The organism is Marinobacter denitrificans (genome assembly GCF_008795955.1).
Lineage (GTDB): Bacteria > Pseudomonadota > Gammaproteobacteria > Pseudomonadales > Oleiphilaceae > Marinobacter > Marinobacter denitrificans.
Window position 1 is genome coordinate 582707 of sequence record NZ_VMHN01000002.1, and the last position, 18172, is coordinate 600878.

Here is an 18172-nt window from a genome sequence, read left to right on the forward strand (position 1 = left end):
AACTCTCTGTCGTAGATATGTCGGAAAGCAGAAAGTCTATCATAACAGGCCGGGGTGTCCGCGTTGGCTGTGAGGACGGATTCAGCGGGTCAGTTCACAATCCGGGGTGGTTTCCACACTATAGCGGATATGAGCGGTGTAGTTGGTGTCTTTATCCTTGCGGATATTGGTCAGCCCCACGTAGTCGGTCAGCAGGCCCTGCTCGTTGTAGCCCAGCAGGATGGGGTCCACCAGGAAGCTCAATATGGTGCCGGAAGGCTTGATCCGTAACGTATGGGCAGCACTGATACGCTCGTCATCTGCCGGCTCAAGAACAAACCCGTAGGCCTTGCCGCGGGTGGGTGCGAGGAAATCAAACTCCACTGTCTCACCGGCAGTAATGGCCGGCCAGTGCTCCCGCACAAGGTGATCAAATCCTGCGTCTGCTACCAGCGCCTCAGTAACCTCTACCGTATGGTTTTCGGTGCCGCCGCCCGGGGGCTGCCATTCAATCTGCAGCTCGTTATCGTCCAGGTTGGTGATGTTCATGACCTCATTGAAATCCGGCTGGCGGAACTCGACGGTCGGACGCAATACCGACTCGTCATAGGTCAGTTTCTTCTCTGCAAATTCACGGTCGCCGCTGCGTACGTACCTGACGGTTTGGGCGCCGGGCCGGAACAGTCCATCTGCACACTCGCCTTCTACCACGTGGCGTTCTTCGTAGATAACCCTGTCATCGTCGAACGCGGTGGCTTCACCGGTAAATCGTACTTCGGCCGCCATGACTGAAAGCGAAGAAAAGTAGCACGCAATAACGATGGCTGTTCGTTTCATCGGACCAGCTCCGGGTACAGGGATTTGCGCAGGTAGAGCAGGGCCGGAAACACCACCAGCCAGCCGACCGCCAGTGCCATCAGTGACAGGGTCAGGTCGGGCAGCTCAACGGCCCCAAGTTTGCTCGCCGACCAGTAGGCGAATGGGCCGGCGACGGGGGCACATACGAACGGGAGCCAGGCTTTGCTGCTGATCCATGACAGGGAATGGGAGAGTGTTGTCATGAATATTGCCCAGATCCCGACCAACCACACCGGCGTGAGTACAGTGCTTCCGTCATCAAGGATGCCGGTCTGGAACCAGATGCCATCGAGCACGCCGCCAAGCACGGCCCCGGCGCCGATAAACTGCAGTTCGGCAAACCGGTGCCGGCTGATAAAAGCCAGATGAAAGGCAACCAGCAGCAACACGAAGCCCGCAGCAGGAAGGCCCGGGTAAAGAACGCAGATGAACCAGCCTGCCTGGAACAGCACGAAATTGATGGTGTTGCGAACCGTCTCTGACTGAATCATACGCTGAGGATATTCGCGCGTTTATTGCCGGGCTTGGCAAATACTATCTGGGACACGCCAATGGCCCTTTCGCTGAATCCGGCCTCACAGTAGGCAAAGTAGAAATGCCAGAGCCTGCGGAAGGCGTCATCGTACCCCTGGCTTTCAATCTTCTCGCGGTTTGCCATGAACCGCTCACACCAGTCGTGCAGAGTCCGTGCGTAGTGGAAGCCGATATCCTCTGCGTGGGTCATTACAAGGTCGGAGCCGGTGCGCACGGAGCCCAGGATGGCGCCAAACGAAGGGATAAAACTGCCCGGGAAGATGAATCTCTGGATAAAGTCCACGTTCTTCAATGCACGCAGATAGCGTTGTTCTGGCATATTGATGGCCTGGATCAATGCCAGCCCGTCCGGTCTCAGCAGTCGGCTGATCTGGGAAAAATAGCTGTCCAGGAATTGCGGGCCGACGGCTTCTATCATCTCGATGGACACCAGCTTGTCGAACTGGCCTTCCAGGTCTCTGTAGTCTTCAAACAACAGGGTGATCCTGTCTTCCAGACCTTCTGCTTTCACCTTCTCGTTCGCCAGTTCAAGCTGCTCACGTGAGATCGTGGTGGTGGTTACGTGGCACCCGAAGTGCTTCGCGGCGTGAATCGCAAAGCCTCCCCAGCCGGTTCCGATTTCCATTACACGGTCACCAGGCTGCAGATCAAGCTTACGGCAGATGGTGTCCAGTTTATGCACCGCTGCCTCCTCAAGAGTCGCCTCCAGGCGCGGATAGATAGCGGACGAGTACATCATAGTGGGGTCGAGGAAGGTCTCGAACAGGCCGTTGCCCAGGTCGTAATGGGCACTGATATTCTTGCGGGAACCCTCTTTGGTGTTACGGTTCAGCCAGTGCAACCCTTTCAGCGCCGGTTTGGTAATCCAGCTGAACTTGTCTTCAAATTCGTTCATCCGGTCAACGTTGCGGGTAAAGAAGCGTAACAGCGCCACCAGGTCCGGCGTTGACCAATCGTCCGCCACATACGACTCTGCTGCACCGACGCTGCCGCCGGTCAGCAGGTCCTTCCAGGTGCTGCTGTCGTGGATAATCAGCTCCGCCGGCTCATGGCGCATATCGCCATCACCAAAACTCATGGTTGGCTGGCCGGCCTCACGGATCGTCAGGGAGCCATCTTTCAGCAATGACAATTGCTGGCACACGAGGCGACGGGCCACCCGGCTGGTCAGCGGCACTTGGCTACCTGCGCCTGTGGATTCGAGTGAGGTGTTCAGGTTCTCCATGAGCTTACCTTTCCGCTTGTCTTTGTTCGGTCTGTGGCCTCGGTAATGTCCAGGCCGGAATCATCGCTTCCGAGCCTGTGGGCAGGGTCGCGCTCGGGAAGCTTGTCGGGGTGGGTGAAAAAGGGCACGCCCTTGAGCTTAAGTTTCAGCGCGTGCCAGTAAATACCACCCACCACCTTGAGCGCTTCGAGGGGAAACTGCCTGAGGCTTCGATGAAGTTCTTTACGATCCAGGGGGGTACGCCGGACCACCAGGGTGGCATCAAAATGTTTACGGTCGTCCTGGAAGACGTTCATGTGAATGCGAACCTCAGGCCCCCGGAAGCTGAAGGTCCATTGGTAATGCTGGTCCATCGGATTGAAGGGCGATACGTGGAAGCGTTTACTGAATCCGAAACGTTCAGTGCGCCAACCGGCACTGGTTGGCTCGACGCCTGTGCTTTCCAGGCAATAGACATGGCGGTCTTTCCAGGGGGTATTGGTAATCTGCGCCAGAATAACCCGGGGGACCGCGCCATTACCGGGCGTTTCACCGGCGTTGTAGCAGAAGTAGAAGCTGACCGGGTTGAATACATAGCCGAAATAACGGGGGTGGGTTATAAGCTCCACCGGCCCGTCCGGTTTCCATCCTGTAGCGCTCTGAACCTGGTTGGTCACGGCCTGCAACAGGTTGTCTTTCTCTGGCTGGAAGTAGTCCCGGCGGCGGAGTGAAAGCCAGTTGAATTTTTCAAGCGAAAACAGCGGGCTTATGTGGGTCACTGTTTGCCATTCACGCAGATCCAGCGCCAGCATGCCGGTGCTGTAGCTGAACTCATGGCGGACAGGTGTCATACGCCGATGGCGAATGGTCCCTTCCAGCCACTGGCTGTGGAGGCGATTGCCGATCAGCGTATCTTGCACGGCAGCATTCATGGTTACAGCTCCACACCCAGGGCATTGGTGACACGCAACGCACTGCGCACGCCATCTTCGTGAAACCCGTTAAACCAGTATGCACCGCAGAAATGGCTGCGGTTGTGGCCACCGATTTCGTCATAACGTTTCTGGGCGGCCACCGCATCCAGGGTAAATACCGGGTGGGCGTAGTCGAACCGTTTGATGACGCGGTCCGGGTCGATATCAGCGCTACGGTTGAGGGTAACGCAGAAGGTTTCCGGAGCCTCGTGGAAGTTCTGCAGGATATTCATGTTGTAGGTGACGGAAACCGGCTCGGTGCTGTGCTGAGGAATGAAATAGTTCCAGGCAGCCCAGGCACGCCGGTTCGAGGGCAGTACGGAACTGTCGGTATGCAGCACCACATCATTACGCTGGTAGGTGGTTGCCCCCAGGATTTCCAGCTCGGTGGCTGTGGGGTCTTTGATCATTGCCAGTGTCTGGTCACTGTGGCAGGCAAACACGACCTGATCGAATGCCTGTTGCTCATCATTCACGGTTACCAGCACTTTGTCCTGTTCGCGCAACACGGCGGTTACCGGGCTGTTCAGGTGGGTATGCTTCTGCAAACGGCCCATCATCGCTTCTACGTAGCGGGCCGAGCCCCCGGAGATAACCCGCCAGGTGGGCCTGTCATCGACTGACAGCATCCCGTGATTGTTAAAGAACTGCAGGAAGAAACGGATGGGGAACTGTTCCAGCACAATCTCAGGGGCGGACCAGATAGCAGCGCCCATGGGTACGATGTAGTACTTGCGAAAATACCGGGAGTAACCGTGACGGTTGAGGTATTCCCCGAGACTTTCCTCATCGCCGATATTGCCCGCCGCCAGGTCTGCACGGCTTTCCTTGTTGAATCTCAGTATCTCACGAATCATCCGCAGGAACGGCAGATTCAGCAGATTGCTGCGTTGCGCAAACAGCGTGTTCAGGCTGGTGCCGTTGTACTGCAAGCCTGAGGAATGGCAGTCGACACTGAAACTCATGTCACTGACTTCCGACTCGACGCCCAACCGATCCATCAGTTTGATGAAATTGGGGTAGGTCCAGTCGTTGAAGACGATAAAACCGGTGTTTACCGGCCATTCACGACCGCCGGCCGCAACCGATTCGGTATTGGTGTGCCCGCCGGCATAACTGCCGGCCTCAAACAGCTCTACGTCGTACTTTTCCGACAGGAGCCAAGCGGTAGTCAGCCCCGATACACCAGCGCCAATGACTGCAATGCGTTGACGGTTCTCATTCATTCATGGGATTCCTGTTCTTTTCTGCTTTGCCGGCTCATGCTGGCCGCCATCCGGTCAATGATCACCTGGGGCAGGGCGCCGAGTAGTCTGAGCGTCCAGGTGAAACGTTTGGGAAAGGCAATCTCCCTTTTGCCATTACGAAGCCCGGTGACGATGCGCTTGGCGGCGTCCTCTGCTGAAACCAGAAAAGGCATGGGGAAATCATTGCGGTCAGTCAGGGGGGTTTTGACAAAGCCCGGAGATACTACAACAACGTCGATGCCTTCTGAGGCCAGGTCTGCCCTCAGAGCGTGTGCAAAGTAGGTCAGCGCCGCTTTGGAAGCACCGTACCCTTCGGCGCGACCGAACGGAAACCACCAGGCCGACGAGCTGACAATCACCAGGGTTGCCGGCCGCCCCAGCTCTGCAGTGCGGCGAAGTGCAGGCAGGGCAATGTCCAGGCAGCGGGCCGTACCAACCACATTGGTCGTAACGTTGTGGTCTATGATGCTGCTGTCATACTCCGCAATTTCCAGATACTCGCAGGTACCGGCGTTGAGGATCGCCATATCAAGATTGCCATACGCTTCCAGGTCACCACTGATGGCTTGAAGAGCCTCCCTGTCCGTGGTGTCCGCAGGGGCGGATTTCATTCGTTCCGGCGCCAGGGTGCATAACCGGTCGAGAGCGTCCTGCCGGCGCCCGGTGATGATCAGGCGGTGACCCTGCTGCATCAGTTCCCGGGTAACAGCCTCACCGATGCCGGAACTGGCGCCGGTAAGCCAGATATTGGACGCTGAAGCCAGTCGGCGGGTCATCCTGCCTGATTCCTCAGCCAACGAATAACGCCCCCCATCACGGGAAGGTTTTCGTACAACAACTGGCCTACATCAAAGTAGTCCCGATGGGCGATAACACGCCCCTCACGGATTACCAGCTGGCTGATACCGTCCACTTTGACAACCTTACCTTTGCGAATACGCTTGTGCTGCAGACGCATCCCCCAGGGGATGCATACGTCTTCACCGCTGATCACCGGATCGGCGAACTCAAAGTCGCAGGAAATGACATTCGCGTAGGCTCCACTGAAATACTCTGTGAGCTCATCGATACCGTGAACGGTCGTAAAGGGATCCGTAAACCGCACGTTGTCTCCGTATACGCTGCCCAGCTCAGCCATGTTGCCTGCGCAGAGGTTGCTGAACAGCTGTTGGAAGCGCCCAAGTGTTTCGTGCACCGACGAGTTCCTGTTGCCCATATCAATGATCGAGGCGGTACTCATGATCTTCTCCTCCTCATGGCATCCAGTTGGCGGGTTTCTTCCTGAATATGTTCTGGAATCGGGTTCATGTCCCAGATGATTCCAAGGCGCTCAAGTATCCACAGTCCGTACCAGGTCATATCTACCTCATACCACCTGAATCCCTGGCGCACGGACTGTGGCCAGCGATGGTGGTTGTTGTGCCAGCCTTCGCCCATGGTAATCAGGGCCAGCCAGATGTTATTCCTGCTGTCATCCCCGGTTTCAAATCGACGTTTGCCCCATACATGGGACAGGGAATTGATGGAAACGGTGGCATGGAAAAGCACGACCGTGGAAATAAAAAATCCCCACACCAGCAGTTGGAGTCCGTTGGTGCCCAGTTCTGGCGCCCACACGGCCAGTCCTTCCCCCAGAGCATAGATAGCAATTGCAGCGGCGGCAGGCACCAGCGAGTCGAAGCGATTGAGAAATCGCAGTTCCGGAAATTTCATCCAGTCTTTTACCCGACGTTCGTTCATGGCAAAACCGGCATCACAGGTGAACCAGCCCACATGAGACCACCAGAAACCGCCGTGATGGGGAGAGTGCAAATCCTTTACGTCATCGGAGTGTTGGTGATGATGTCTGTGGTGAGCAGCCCACCATAACGGACCCCGCTGGGCAGCGCTGGCCCCCAGGGCCCCGAAAAGAAATTGTGCTACGCGGCTGGTCTTGAAGGTTTTATGGGCGAAGTACCGATGATAGAAACCCGTAATAGCGAACATACGCACGGCGAAGAATGCCACCGCAAAAAACACTGAAAACGGGCTGGTGCCGGTGACGATGACCAGCAAACAGGCAAGGTGAAGTGCTATAAAGGGCACCACCCGTAGAAAATTGAAGGTCCGCGAGCTAGTGTCGAGGTGATCCGAACCCGCGGTGGAGTCGAACCATCTCAGAATGTTTGTCAGCCAGTATTGCACTCGGGTCATACCCTGATTGCCCTTTAGTTCGTGATTTACTCTGATACGTTTCTTCAACCGATTCTGGATGCACGATAAACGATGTTTAACCAAACCGATCAGATGCCTGTTATACGCCGGATAGCGATTGTTGGTTCAGGGGTCGCCGGCCTGACAGCCGGTCTTTTGCTCATGGACGAAAATATCGCCGTTACGGTTTTTGAAAAAAGCCGGGGCCCGGGCGGGCGCTTGGCCGCAAAACGCGTGCCTGGTGGCTCCGCCGACATTGGCGCCCAATATTTCACCGCGAGAAACCCGGCATTTGTCCCGTTTCTCACCCGTCATGCCGGTGAGGCGGGTTTCGGATTATGGAAAGGACGGTTTGGCTACCAGAATCCCGATGGTGGGTGGGAGCCCTTTCCGAATGAGAGCCGGTATGTCGGCGTCCCTCGAATGACCGCCGTCACCCGGGGCCTGTCTTCCAAGGTGGATTTGCGCACTGAAACCCGGATTGAACGCCTGGTTGGCAATGGCCAGGAGTGGACTTTGCAGGACACTGAGGGCGACTCCTACGGCCCATTTGATGCGATTATCGTAACCGCGCCACCGGCACAGGCACAGGAATTGTTTCGTGCCAGTCAGTTACAGACCCTTGCCGATGAGCTTGATAACCCGGTCAGCCATATCGAGCCGTGCTGGGCCACCGCGGTGCACTTTTCGAAGCCGCTGGAACAGCCTTATGAAGGGATGCGTTGCCAGGATGCCGTGCTTTACTGGATCGCCAACAATTCCAGTAAGCCGGGCCGTGACGACGACGGCCAATGGTGGGTCTTGCATGCCAACCCTGAATGGTCCCGCAGTCACCAGGACACCGCTCCTGACAGGGTCGCTCAAATGATGGTCGCGGCGTTCCAACGTGTTACCGGGTGCGATGCCCAGCCGGATGAGATGGTTCACCATCGCTGGCTCTATGCAAAATCGTCGTCCGACGCGGGCCCCGGTTTCCGTTGGTTTGATGACTACCGAATTGGGCTGGCCGGCGATTGGCTGAGCGGTGGACGTGTGGAGGGCGCGTTCGAGAGCGCCCAGGGGCTGGCGGAAAAAATACTGTCCCATTAAGAGGGTTCTATTCGAGGCTCAGGGCTCCCATTGAGGCTCAGGGCTGGCCAAGAACCTCCGGGCGTACATAAAAGTGGCTGATGGTGCCGTCACTGAACTTGCTGAAGAACGCGCTTACATCGGTAATCTTTTTCAGGGAACGGGAACGGTTGATGGGGTCCCGGACCAGCACCTTGATCCCGTTGAAGTTGTCCTGAATATTGGAAAACCGCGCCCGCATGGAGCAGGTCACCACCTGTTTCGGGTTCAGCTTCAATTCCCTGGCCAGCCAACTGCTGTGCTCGGCAATGCCTTTGGCTGTCAGGTCCTCGCGGGTGTCCAGGTGGTTCAGTTTGATGCGATCGACAATACACCGCGAATAGCTTGACGGGTCCCTGCGTGCCACCTTGCGAAACGCCTCCCAGAAGAAACTGTCGGTGAGTTCCGCGAAATACCGCATGTTGCTGAGGCAGGTATCCACCCAGTCAAAGATCTCGGGGTCTTCCAGTACCTCGTTAATGGCTTCTCTGAGCAGCCAGTCGAACCCGAGGGCGGTTTTGTGGGCGTACACCTTTCGGTACATCTGGTGGCGGCTGTAGACAAAGTCCTCCAGGGCGCCAAGCCCTTTCTGGGTAATGGCCAGGCCGAGCCACGGCTCGCGTACGTCCCAGCCGAAGCGCAGGTTACTGAGCAAGTGGTCCAGGTTGAATCCGCCAATGGTCACGGAAGAGTGGAACCCGTCCCTAAGCATATAATCGGCCCGATCAGCATCGATCTCACCGGACACAATGGACGACAAAAGGTCCATGACCAGCCCTGGCGTATCGGCCTCGCTAAGCATGCCGGAGTCGGCGTCCTCCCCGGCAATGAAGCTCCAGAACGTGCGGGCGTGGCGGCAGAATGCTTCACTCGGAGACGCGTCCGTTGTTTCCATAATGCCGATGACGTCTCTGGCGTCGAGCCCCGCGGACTCCAGGTCAATGGAGCTGAGCACATCATGGGCGACACGGACGGAATAGTGTTCGTGCTCAAGTTCCTCCGGGCGTTCCGAGTGGTACAGGGAATAGTCTACGCCTTCCCAGAGGTCGTCGAAACGGTCCGGGCGGGACATAAGGTCATGAATCCGCCGGGCCTGGGTGAACTGGTGGGAAAAACTGGAATGGCCACTATCGTGCAAGAGGCAACCCAGGCGTATGGTCTTGGCGAGGTAGTCGATGGCGTCCAGCTGGCTCAGGCTAAGGTCGGTCTGGTCGCTGAGTTGTTGTTCACGCAGGTAGGCGTCGATCATGGAGCGGAACATGCGGGTGCCCACATGCATCACGCCAATACTGTGCAGGAAGCGGGAGTGCGTGGCGCCGGGAAATACCAGGCTGAGGATGTCGTTCTGGCAGATATTGCGCAGGCGCTGAAAAAGGGGGTGGTCGATCACCTTTATTTCATGCCGGTACAGCGGAATGCCGCCATGAACCGGGTCCATGATCAGCTTGTCATAGGCCCCGAGCAGATCATTTACGGCACTTCTCATAGATTACAACCTCCCAAAAACAGCAAACATGCCTTGTTATATCACAGGGGCATGCCAGAATAGATATCAGAAAACCAATTTCCTGTTTACCGATGGTAGTTTAGGGCAATAATCATGACAGCGCGCACCGAGCGCATTCTTATAATTGATTCGGATGAGCATGCCCGTTCGGAACTGGGTCGGTACCTTGAAGCCCGGGGTTTCTACGTGACCGGCTACCCGGACCTGAATTCGGCCCGTGCCCTGTTCAATGACAATATTCCGGACATCATCTTCGCCGACATGGCGCCCGACGCCATTGGTGAACTGGCCTCCAGGCTGGAAGATGCCGAAACTTTCACCCCGATTGTTGCCTGTTATTCCACCGAAGATGCTCCGGAGGTCGTCAATGCCCTGCGGGCCGGGGCAGCAGACATTGTGCTCAAACCCTGTTCCGACGACCGTGGCGCACTGGACGACGTCATCGGCAAGCTTTTTGACCGGGTGCGGGTTAACCGCCTCAATCAGCTTTACCGTCAGGAACTGGAAGAAGCCAACCGTGACCTTCGTGACGGGATTGCCGAGTTGCGAGCCGACCAGCGGGCAGGGCGCAAGGTTCAGCTGCGCATGCTGCCTGACAACGAGCAGATCCTGTCCGGCCTTACGATCGACCATCTCATCAAACCCTCCTTGTTTCTCAGTGGCGACTTTCTCGATTACTTTCGTATATCCGAGGATAAAGTGCTGGTTTACATTGCTGATGTGTCCGGTCACGGAGCCAGCTCGGCGTTCGTAACCGTCTTGCTTAAAAACCTGACCAACCGTCTTCAGCGTAACCTGAGGCGCGGTTCCAGCGACGACATCCTCTACCCGGAGCGATTTCTTGAGCGAATCAACTCGGAGTTGCTGGATACCGGCCTGGGTAAGCACGTGACCGTATTTGTGGGAATTATTTCGACCACTGACAGGCGCCTGCGCTATTCCGTGGGTGCACATTTCCCCATGCCCATCCTGTCGTTTGAAGGTGGCCGTACGGCTTTTCTCGAAGGTAGCGGGTTGCCGGTAGGGCTGTTTGAGGCACCGGAGTGGGAAGTCTACGAGGTGCCGCTGGAGGAACCATTTCGACTCATTTTGTTCTCAGACGGTATACTGGAGGTCATCAAGGCCAAAAGCCTTGATGAAAAGGAAAAGACATTACTTGAACTCGTCTCGGGAGGTAGTCACACTATTGCTTCGCTGAGCAAGGCTCTGAATCTCGACGAGATCACAGAGTTACCTGACGATATTGCTATCGTATCTGTTACGGATATCGTGCCCGCGGCGGACACCGATAGCCCAACGTCGAAATAGTGGCAGTGGATTCAATGGCTGGTTACAAGATCCTGCAAGCTGTAAAACAGGGCATTTATGTCCTCAAGTTTATTGGCGAAATCCGGCTGAACCTGTGTTCGACGCTGGACAACCTGGTTGAGTCCATCACCCAGGACCCCGAGTTCAAAACGGTGGTTATTGATCTCACGGAAACCGAGATTATTGACAGTACCACCCTTGGGCTGCTCGCCAAGATCGCTATGGCAGCCCAGAAACGCAGCAATTTCCTGCCAACGATGATTTCCACTAACCCGGATATAACCCGAATCATTACTTCCATGGGTTTCGACAAGATTTTTATCATTGTGCGCGAACCCGCCTCCCGCATTGAGGAACTGGAAGAAATACCCGTGTTGCGTGCCAGCGAGCAGGACGTCCGGGACAAGGTTCTCGACGCTCATCGGGTGTTAATGGGTCTGAACAGCCGTAACCGGGAAGAGTTCAAGAACCTGGTGCGCGCCCTGGAATGCGAAGAGTCCGGTTAAAAACCGGAGATCGTCATCGTATTATCCATTCCTGCCGGCCGTACCGGGCCAACGATAAGCAAGCAACAACGGAACAACTATGCCTGATAATAAAGCCCCACGGCCCATGGAGCCTGCTCCAACAGGCCACGATGTGGCAGTTCTCGGCGGCGGTAGTTTCGGCACCGCCATGGCCAAGGTTCTGGGAGAAAACGGCCATACCGTGCACTTCTGGATGCGTGATGCAGCTCAGGCTGATGAAATCCGCGATACCGGCATTAACAGCCGCTATATGCCTGACATAAGCCTGACTGGCGATATCCAGCCTACAACCAGCCTTTCGGAGGCAATAGGCAGAGCCGAAATTGTATTAGTCGCTATTCCCAGCAAGGCATTTCGGGCCGTTATCCGCGATAACAGCGCCGAGTTCCGTGACGGACAGATCGTCGTCAGCCTCACCAAGGGTATAGAGGAGCATGGTTTCAAACTGATGAGCGAGATCCTGCAGGAAGAAATCCCCCGCTGCCGGATCGGTGTTCTCAGTGGTCCGAACCTTGCGGGTGAAATCGTAAACCAGGATCTGACGGCCACAGTTATTGCAGCCAAGGATCCGGACGTTCGCCGTACCGTTCAGGAGCTGCTGGGCTGCGAGTACCTTCGGGTTTACGCCAACGTCGACGTTTATGGTGTCGAGCTGGCAGGAGCGCTGAAAAATATCTACGCCATCGTGGCTGGCCTGGCCTCGGCGCGGGATCTTGGCGAGAACGCCAAGGCCATGCTGATCACCCGCGGGTTGGCAGAGATGAGCCGGTTTGCTGTCAGCCTGGGCGCCAACCCGATGACGTTTATGGGGCTGGCGGGCGTCGGAGACCTGATCGTAACCTGCACTTCTCCGAAGAGTCGCAATTACCGTGTGGGCTATGCCGTTGGCAAGGGGCAGGCGCTCGACGATGCAGTTGCCGAGCTGGGGCAGGTCGCAGAGGGCATTTACACCCTCAAACTCGTAAAGGAAAAATCCGAGGCCATTGGCATTTATATGCCACTGGTAAGAGGGCTGTATGAAATACTTTATGAAGGCGCGTCCATCAGTGCCGTGATTAACAGCCTGATGATGTCGGTGCAGAATTCCGACGTAGAATTCATTCTGCCTCGCACGCTCACCCAATAACGAGTCAACAATGTTTCTGCATCTCCGGAGGTAACCAGTGCATTTGATCATCATGCGTCACGGTGAAGCCGGCTGGCACTCACTCGACAGGGAGCGGGAACTGACGGAATTCGGTCGGCAGGGCGTTGCAGAGGTCGCAGCGCAAATAGCGGAATCGCCCTGGCGGCCAGAATACATCTGGTGCAGCCCGCTGGTGCGTGCTCGCCAGACCGCAGCCATCGCCTCAGAAATCCTCAATTGTGCGGTTACAGAAAAAGACTATATCACTCCGGATGATGACCCGGGGCGTTGTCTGGATGAACTGATCGAAACGGCACCGCCGCAGCTGATGATTGTTTCTCATATGCCTTTTGTTGGCAGCCTTTCGACGTTGCTGGTTGATGCTCACCGCAAAGGTATTCCCTTCATGACAGCTCAGGCAATCGTGCTGGAAATGCCCGTGGCCGGGCCGGGGTGCGCAGACCTAAGGGCCCAGTTTCTGCCGTAACCGGACTTACTCAGGAATCTCTCTTATGACCCAGAAGCCCGAAACAATTGCAGAGCAGATTGAAAAGGCCCAGGCCGCTGGTAGCGGTTTGCCGCCTCTGGACAAATGGGATCCGGACCTGTCGGGAAATATCGATATCGTCATCGCCCGTGATGGCCAGTGGCTCTATCAGGGCAACCCTATCGGTCGGGAGGCCATCGTACGGTTATTCTCTACCATCCTCCGGCGCGAGGAAGACGGCCACTATTACCTGGTCACGCCGGTAGAGAAGTGGCGGATTACCGTTGAAGACGCACCGCTTCTTGCCCACTCACTTCAGGCAACTGGCGAGGGAAGAGAGCAGGTACTGTCGGTGACAACCAATACTGGCGAAACCATAGAGATTGGCGAGGAGCACCCGCTACAGATTGGAACCTACGACGGTACCGACGAGCCGCGACCAGTGGTAAACCTGCGCAATGGCATCGAAGCCCGGCTGGTCACCGCGGCGTATTACGACCTGGCGGACCTGGTGACAGAAGAATCCATTGCAGGCGAAACTGCCATAGGTGTCTGGAGTAACGGAAATTTCTATAAAATTGGCGCCAACGGTTGAATTCAGGGGCACCGTCCCAAATAACTGACGGTAGAAAACGCAGTACGACACTTGTTAAACTGTATTTTCGAACTTGTTACCGAGCCTGGCTCTCTAACGAGGCCCGGTGGTCGTAAGTCCCTCTGTGCAGTCTGGCTGTTCAAGATCACTTTCGATTACCCAAATTTAAATCAAACAGTCATTGCGACACGCAAGGAGATCACATGGCCCAACCTCGTGTTGTCACCATCCATTACACGCTCACCAACGACCAGGGAGAAGAACTGGATTCCTCCCGCGTAGAAGGTCGCGAGCCTCTGTCTTATGTGGAAGGTGCTCAGAACATCATCGGCGGACTGGAAAACGCGCTGAACGAAAAGAACGCTGGCGATCAGGTGAAAGTATCTGTTGAGCCCGGCGAAGGCTACGGCGAAGTCAACGAAGAGCTGGTTCAGCCGGTTCCGCGCTCCGCGTTTGAAGGTGTGGACACCATCGAGCCGGGCATGCAATTCCAGGCACAGACTCCGGGCGGCCCCCAGGTAGTTCGTGTTGTGGAAGTAGGCGACGAAACTGTCACTATCGACGCAAACCACCCGCTGGCAGGCCAGACCCTGCATTTTGACGTGGAAGTGGTTGAAGCGCGCGAAGCAACCGACGAAGAGCAAGAGCACGGTCACGCTCACTGATCGCTTTACCGGTTGTATGAAGCGGCCCCTTGTGGGCCGTTTTTTTATGCCTGAACAAAAAAACGGCCCACAAGGGGCCGCTTTTTCCAATACTCCGAATTACATGTTCGGGTAATTCGGGCCGCCGCCACCTTCAGGCGTTACCCAGGTAATATTCTGGGCTGGGTCCTTGATGTCGCAGGTTTTGCAGTGCACGCAGTTCTGCGCGTTTATCTGGAACTTCTTGCCGCTGCCATCATCAGCGTCGACCACTTCGTAAACCCCGGCCGGGCAATAGCGTTGCGCAGGCTCGTTGTACTTCGGCAAATTCTCCTTGATGGGAATCGCTGGATCAGACAACTTGAGGTGAATCGGCTGATCTTCCTCATGGTTGGTGTTGGAAATAAACACCGAGGACAGCTTGTCGAAGGTCAGTTTGTTATCCGGCCTCGGATAATCAATCTTCTTCGCCTGGTCAGCCTGCTTGAGGGTGGCATAGTCCGGCGTGGTGTCGTGGAACGTAATCGGCAGACTGCGACGCAGAATGTTCTGCTCGAAGTAAGCGATGGCGCCACCCACGAAGTTGCCGAACTTGTGCATGCCCGGGCTGAAGTTGCGCTCGTCGTAAAGCTCTTTATACAGCCAGCTGTCCTTGAAGCGGTCCTCGAAGCTGGTGATTTCCTCACCATTATTGCCGCCCTTCAGGGCCTCGAACACAGCTTCAGCGCCCAGAATGCCGGACTTCATGGCCGTATGGGAGCCCTTGATCTTGGAGCTGTTCAGGGTGCCTGCGTCACAGCCCAGCAGCAGACCGCCAGGGAAACTCATCTTCGGCAGGGAGTTAAAGCCGCCCTTGGTGATGGCACGGGCACCGTAGGCCACTCGCTTGCCACCTTCCAGGTGTTTGCTGATCTCCGGGTGCAGTTTCAGGCGCTGGAACTCATCAAACGGGCTGAGGTGCGGGTTGCTGTAGGACAGATCGGTGATCAGGCCCACATAAACCTGGCCATTCTCCAGGTGATAAAGGAAGGAGCCGCCGGTAGAGCCGGATTCGTTCAGCGGCCAGCCGGTGGTGTGGATAACCAGGCCCGGTTCGTGTTTGGCCGGATCGATGTCCCACAGTTCCTTGATGCCGATGCCGTAGTGCTGCGGATCTTTTCCTTCGTCCAGCTTGAAGTCTTTGATCAGGCGCTTGCCAAGGTGGCCACGGCAGCCTTCAGTAAACAGGGTGTACTTGGCGCGCAGCTCCATTCCCGGCATATAGCCGTCTTTCTCGGAGCCGTCACGGGCAACGCCCATATCTCCGGTGATGATGCCTTTAACCTGGCCGTCTTCAACGATGGTTTCAGAGGCTGCAAAACCGGGATACACCTCAACACCCAGGCCTTCCGCCTGCTCGGCCAGCCAACGGCAGAGGTTGCCCAGGCTGATAATGTAGTTGCCATGGTTGTGCATGTTTTTCGGCACAAAGGCATTGGGGATCTTGCTGGCGTTTTCCTGGTTTTTCAGCAGGAAAATGTCATCACGGGTGACCGGAGTGTTCAGCGGAGCGCCTTTCTCTTTCCAGTCCGGGAACAGTTCGTTGAGGGCAGTGGGCTCGAAAACCGTGCCTGCCAGGATGTGGGCCCCGATCTCGGAACCTTTCTCAACGACACAGACGGTCAGCTCGTGTTCGGCTTCCTGAGCCATCTGCATAATGCGACAGGCTGCCGAGAGGCCGGCCGGGCCACCGCCGACGATCAGAACATCAAATTCCATCGATTCGCGTTCCACGTTGGTCTCCTCATCTTTTTTAGTGATGCCAACAGGCAATTTCTCAGGGGCGACATCATACCGGTAAAACGTTGGATAGACGACTCCCACAAAGCGAAAGCCCCTTTTCTGTTAACTGAAAGGATACCGCAATTGAATAATCAAACAAACGTTTGTTTGAAATTTGGGTCTACCTTTGGCATTGTTGGCGGGCGCTGGGCCGAAATGTGTTTTTTGAGTCGTTTTCTAGTATCGTCTCACGCTCAGGTGGAGTCAACCGGTGTACATTGGCCGCGAGTGCGGCCTGTCAACGTCCTGAGAGGCTATTGACCCCGGTGTTCTTTGCCTGCAGTATTATGACGCCCTGACAGACAGCAGGCCCCGCAAGCATATGCTGTTCTCAAATGTAAACTCATCGTATGAAGAACGAGGAATCTATGAAGGTTCTGGTCGCTGTAAAACGAGTTATCGACTACAACGTGAAGGTGCGCGTCAAGCCGGACAACACCGGTGTTGATCTCGCCAACGTTAAAATGGCAATGAACCCATTCTGCGAAATCGCTGTTGAAGAAGCCGTTCGCCTGAAAGAGAAGGGTGTTGCCAGTGAAATCGTGGTGGTATCCATCGGCCCGAAGGCCTGCCAGGAGCAAATCCGTACCGCTCTGGCGCTGGGTGCCGACCGTGGTATCCACATCGAAACAGACGAAGAGGTTCAGTCTCTCGAAGCGGCCAAGCTGCTCAAGAGCGTTGTTGAGAAAGAAGAGCCCAAACTGGTTATTCTCGGCAAACAGTCCATTGATTCCGACAACAACCAGACCGGCCAGATGCTGGCTGCGCTGACCGGAATGGGGCAGGGTACTTTCGCTTCTGAAGTCGTTGTTGAAGGCGACAAGGTAAACGTTACCCGTGAAGTGGACGGCGGCCTGATGACCGTTGCCCTGAACCTGCCTGCGGTTGTTACCACTGACCTTCGCCTGAACGAGCCGCGTTACGCTTCTCTGCCAAACATCATGAAGGCCAAGAAGAAGCCGCTGGACTCCATGACCCCGGCTGACCTGGGTGTTGAGCTTGCTCCGCGTCTTTCTACCCTGAAGGTAGAGGCCCCGGCCTCTCGCCAGGCAGGCGTGAAGGTTGCTGATGTAGCTGAGCTGGTCGACAAACTGAAGAACGAAGCGAAGGTGATCTAAATGAGCATCCTTGTAATTGCTGAACATGACAATAGCGAGCTGAAGCAGGCAACCCTGAACGTTCTGGCTGCTGCCAAGGCCATCGGTGGCGACATCGACGTATTGGTTGCCGGCGAGAACTGCGGTGCCGTAGGCGAAGCAGCGGCGAAGGCCGAAGGCGTTAACAAGGTACTGGTTGCCGACAATGCCGTTTATGGCCACTTCCTGGGTGAGAACCTGGGCGAGCTGGTTGCCGAGGTAGGCAAGGGCTACAGCCATATCCTGGCCGCCGCTGGCACTATTGGCAAGGATTTCATGCCGCGCGTCGCAGCGCTGCTGGACGTTGCACAGGTATCCGACATCATGCGTGTGGAGTCCGAAGACACCTTCGTTCGCCCGATCTATGCCGGTAACGCCATTGCCACCGTTAAGTCCACAGACAACATCAAAGTAATCACGGTTCGCCCGACTGCCTTTGATCCGGTTGCCGGTGAAGGTGGTTCCGCCGCGGTTGAAGCCCTGGACGTTGTAAAAGACGCAGGCCTGTCCCAGTTCGTCAACGAAGAACTGGCCAAGTCTGACCGTCCGGATCTGGCAAGCGCCGGCATTGTGGTTTCCGGTGGCCGTGGTATGCAGAACGGTGAAAACTTCAAGATGCTGGAGCAGGTTGCCGATCTGATGGGTGCTGCTGTTGGTGCTTCCCGCGCTGCGGTTGACGCCGGCTTCGTGCCCAACGACATGCAGGTTGGCCAGACCGGTAAGATCGTTGCACCCCAGTTGTACATCGCTGTCGGTATCTCCGGTGCGATCCAGCACCTGGCCGGTATGTCTGACTCCAAGGTGATCGTTGCGATCAACAAGGATGAAGAAGCGCCGATCTTCCAGGTAGCGGATTACGGCCTGGTTGCGGATCTGTTCGAAGCAATCCCGCAGCTTGAGGAAGAATTGAAGAAAGTCATGTAAC

19 protein-coding genes are annotated in these 18172 nt (G+C 56.1%); 9 read left to right on the forward strand and 10 right to left on the reverse strand.

Features of this window, described 5'->3' with window-relative positions:
- Positions 1-81: 81 nt before the first annotated feature.
- The 8 genes from FO268_RS10590 to FO268_RS10625 are packed head-to-tail and all read right to left on the reverse strand — an operon-like array spanning position 82 to position 6989.
- A complete protein-coding gene (locus tag FO268_RS10590) occupies positions 82-816 on the reverse strand; it encodes a hypothetical protein (RefSeq protein ID WP_150992712.1) in 735 nt (244 codons plus the stop codon).
- Positions 813-1328: a DUF2878 domain-containing protein gene (locus FO268_RS10595; RefSeq protein WP_150992714.1), complete on the reverse strand. Its 516-nt coding sequence runs from the start codon at positions 1326-1328 to the stop codon at positions 813-815. The genes FO268_RS10590 and FO268_RS10595 overlap by 4 nt, the downstream gene beginning before the upstream one ends.
- Positions 1325-2596 carry an SAM-dependent methyltransferase gene (locus FO268_RS10600; RefSeq protein ID WP_150992716.1) on the reverse strand — a complete coding sequence of 424 codons (1272 nt, stop codon included), beginning with the start codon at positions 2594-2596 and terminating at the stop codon, positions 1325-1327. The genes FO268_RS10595 and FO268_RS10600 overlap by 4 nt, the downstream gene beginning before the upstream one ends.
- Positions 2584-3507 carry a DUF1365 domain-containing protein gene (locus FO268_RS10605; RefSeq protein ID WP_150992718.1) on the reverse strand — a complete coding sequence of 308 codons (924 nt, stop codon included), beginning with the start codon at positions 3505-3507 and terminating at the stop codon, positions 2584-2586. The genes FO268_RS10600 and FO268_RS10605 overlap by 13 nt, the downstream gene beginning before the upstream one ends.
- 2 nt (positions 3508-3509) lie before the next feature.
- Positions 3510-4775, reverse strand: a complete 1266-nt coding sequence (locus FO268_RS10610; RefSeq protein WP_150992720.1) for an NAD(P)/FAD-dependent oxidoreductase — start codon at positions 4773-4775, stop codon at positions 3510-3512.
- Positions 4772-5572 carry an SDR family NAD(P)-dependent oxidoreductase gene (locus FO268_RS10615; RefSeq protein WP_150992722.1) on the reverse strand — a complete coding sequence of 267 codons (801 nt, stop codon included), beginning with the start codon at positions 5570-5572 and terminating at the stop codon, positions 4772-4774. Before FO268_RS10615 ends, FO268_RS10610 begins: the two co-directional genes overlap by 4 nt.
- Positions 5569-6036 (reverse strand): nuclear transport factor 2 family protein, encoded by a 468-nt coding sequence (locus FO268_RS10620; RefSeq protein WP_150992723.1) that lies wholly within the window; start codon positions 6034-6036, stop codon positions 5569-5571. Before FO268_RS10620 ends, FO268_RS10615 begins: the two co-directional genes overlap by 4 nt.
- Positions 6033-6989 carry an acyl-CoA desaturase gene (locus FO268_RS10625; protein WP_150992725.1) on the reverse strand — a complete coding sequence of 319 codons (957 nt, stop codon included), beginning with the start codon at positions 6987-6989 and terminating at the stop codon, positions 6033-6035. Before FO268_RS10625 ends, FO268_RS10620 begins: the two co-directional genes overlap by 4 nt.
- A gap of 72 nt (positions 6990-7061) precedes the next feature.
- Here FO268_RS10625 and FO268_RS10630 point away from each other — a divergent pair, with 72 nt between their 5' ends.
- On the forward strand, positions 7062-8078 hold the full coding sequence (locus tag FO268_RS10630) for an NAD(P)/FAD-dependent oxidoreductase (RefSeq protein ID WP_150992727.1): 1017 nt from the start codon (positions 7062-7064) through the stop codon (positions 8076-8078).
- Between the two features lie 37 nt (positions 8079-8115).
- Here FO268_RS10630 and FO268_RS10635 read toward each other — a convergent pair whose 3' ends face one another.
- Positions 8116-9582 (reverse strand): HD domain-containing protein, encoded by a 1467-nt coding sequence (locus tag FO268_RS10635; RefSeq protein ID WP_150992729.1) that lies wholly within the window; start codon positions 9580-9582, stop codon positions 8116-8118.
- 114 nt (positions 9583-9696) lie between these two features.
- Here FO268_RS10635 and FO268_RS10640 point away from each other — a divergent pair, with 114 nt between their 5' ends.
- The 6 genes from FO268_RS10640 to FO268_RS10665 all read left to right on the forward strand — a co-directional run bounded on the left by FO268_RS10640 (position 9697) and on the right by FO268_RS10665 (position 14311).
- Positions 9697-10911 carry a PP2C family protein-serine/threonine phosphatase gene (locus tag FO268_RS10640; protein WP_150992731.1) on the forward strand — a complete coding sequence of 405 codons (1215 nt, stop codon included), beginning with the start codon at positions 9697-9699 and terminating at the stop codon, positions 10909-10911.
- Positions 10912-10925: 14 nt separating this feature from the next.
- On the forward strand, positions 10926-11417 hold the full coding sequence (locus FO268_RS10645) for an STAS domain-containing protein (protein WP_150992733.1): 492 nt from the start codon (positions 10926-10928) through the stop codon (positions 11415-11417).
- 79 nt (positions 11418-11496) lie between these two features.
- Positions 11497-12564: an NAD(P)H-dependent glycerol-3-phosphate dehydrogenase gene (locus tag FO268_RS10650; protein WP_150992735.1), complete on the forward strand. Its 1068-nt coding sequence runs from the start codon at positions 11497-11499 to the stop codon at positions 12562-12564.
- 37 nt (positions 12565-12601) lie between these two features.
- On the forward strand, positions 12602-13051 hold the full coding sequence (locus tag FO268_RS10655; protein WP_150992737.1) for a SixA phosphatase family protein: 450 nt from the start codon (positions 12602-12604) through the stop codon (positions 13049-13051).
- Between the two features lie 25 nt (positions 13052-13076).
- Positions 13077-13646, forward strand: coding sequence for a DUF1285 domain-containing protein (locus FO268_RS10660; RefSeq protein ID WP_150992739.1), 570 nt, complete (start codon positions 13077-13079; stop codon positions 13644-13646).
- A 203-nt stretch (positions 13647-13849) separates the two neighbouring features.
- Complete coding sequence (locus FO268_RS10665; RefSeq protein WP_137434491.1) at positions 13850-14311, forward strand: FKBP-type peptidyl-prolyl cis-trans isomerase; 462 nt, start codon at positions 13850-13852, stop codon at positions 14309-14311.
- Between the two features lie 99 nt (positions 14312-14410).
- Here FO268_RS10665 and FO268_RS10670 read toward each other — a convergent pair whose 3' ends face one another.
- The gene (locus FO268_RS10670; RefSeq protein ID WP_150992741.1) at positions 14411-16063 is read right to left on the reverse strand and encodes an electron transfer flavoprotein-ubiquinone oxidoreductase; all 1653 of its coding nucleotides are present in this window, start codon (positions 16061-16063) and stop codon (positions 14411-14413) included.
- 416 nt (positions 16064-16479) lie between these two features.
- Here FO268_RS10670 and FO268_RS10675 point away from each other — a divergent pair, with 416 nt between their 5' ends.
- Positions 16480-17229 (forward strand): electron transfer flavoprotein subunit beta/FixA family protein, encoded by a 750-nt coding sequence (locus FO268_RS10675; RefSeq protein ID WP_150992744.1) that lies wholly within the window; start codon positions 16480-16482, stop codon positions 17227-17229.
- A complete protein-coding gene (locus FO268_RS10680) occupies positions 17230-18171 on the forward strand; it encodes an electron transfer flavoprotein subunit alpha/FixB family protein (RefSeq protein ID WP_150992745.1) in 942 nt (313 codons plus the stop codon).
- Position 18172: the final 1 nt, after the last annotated feature.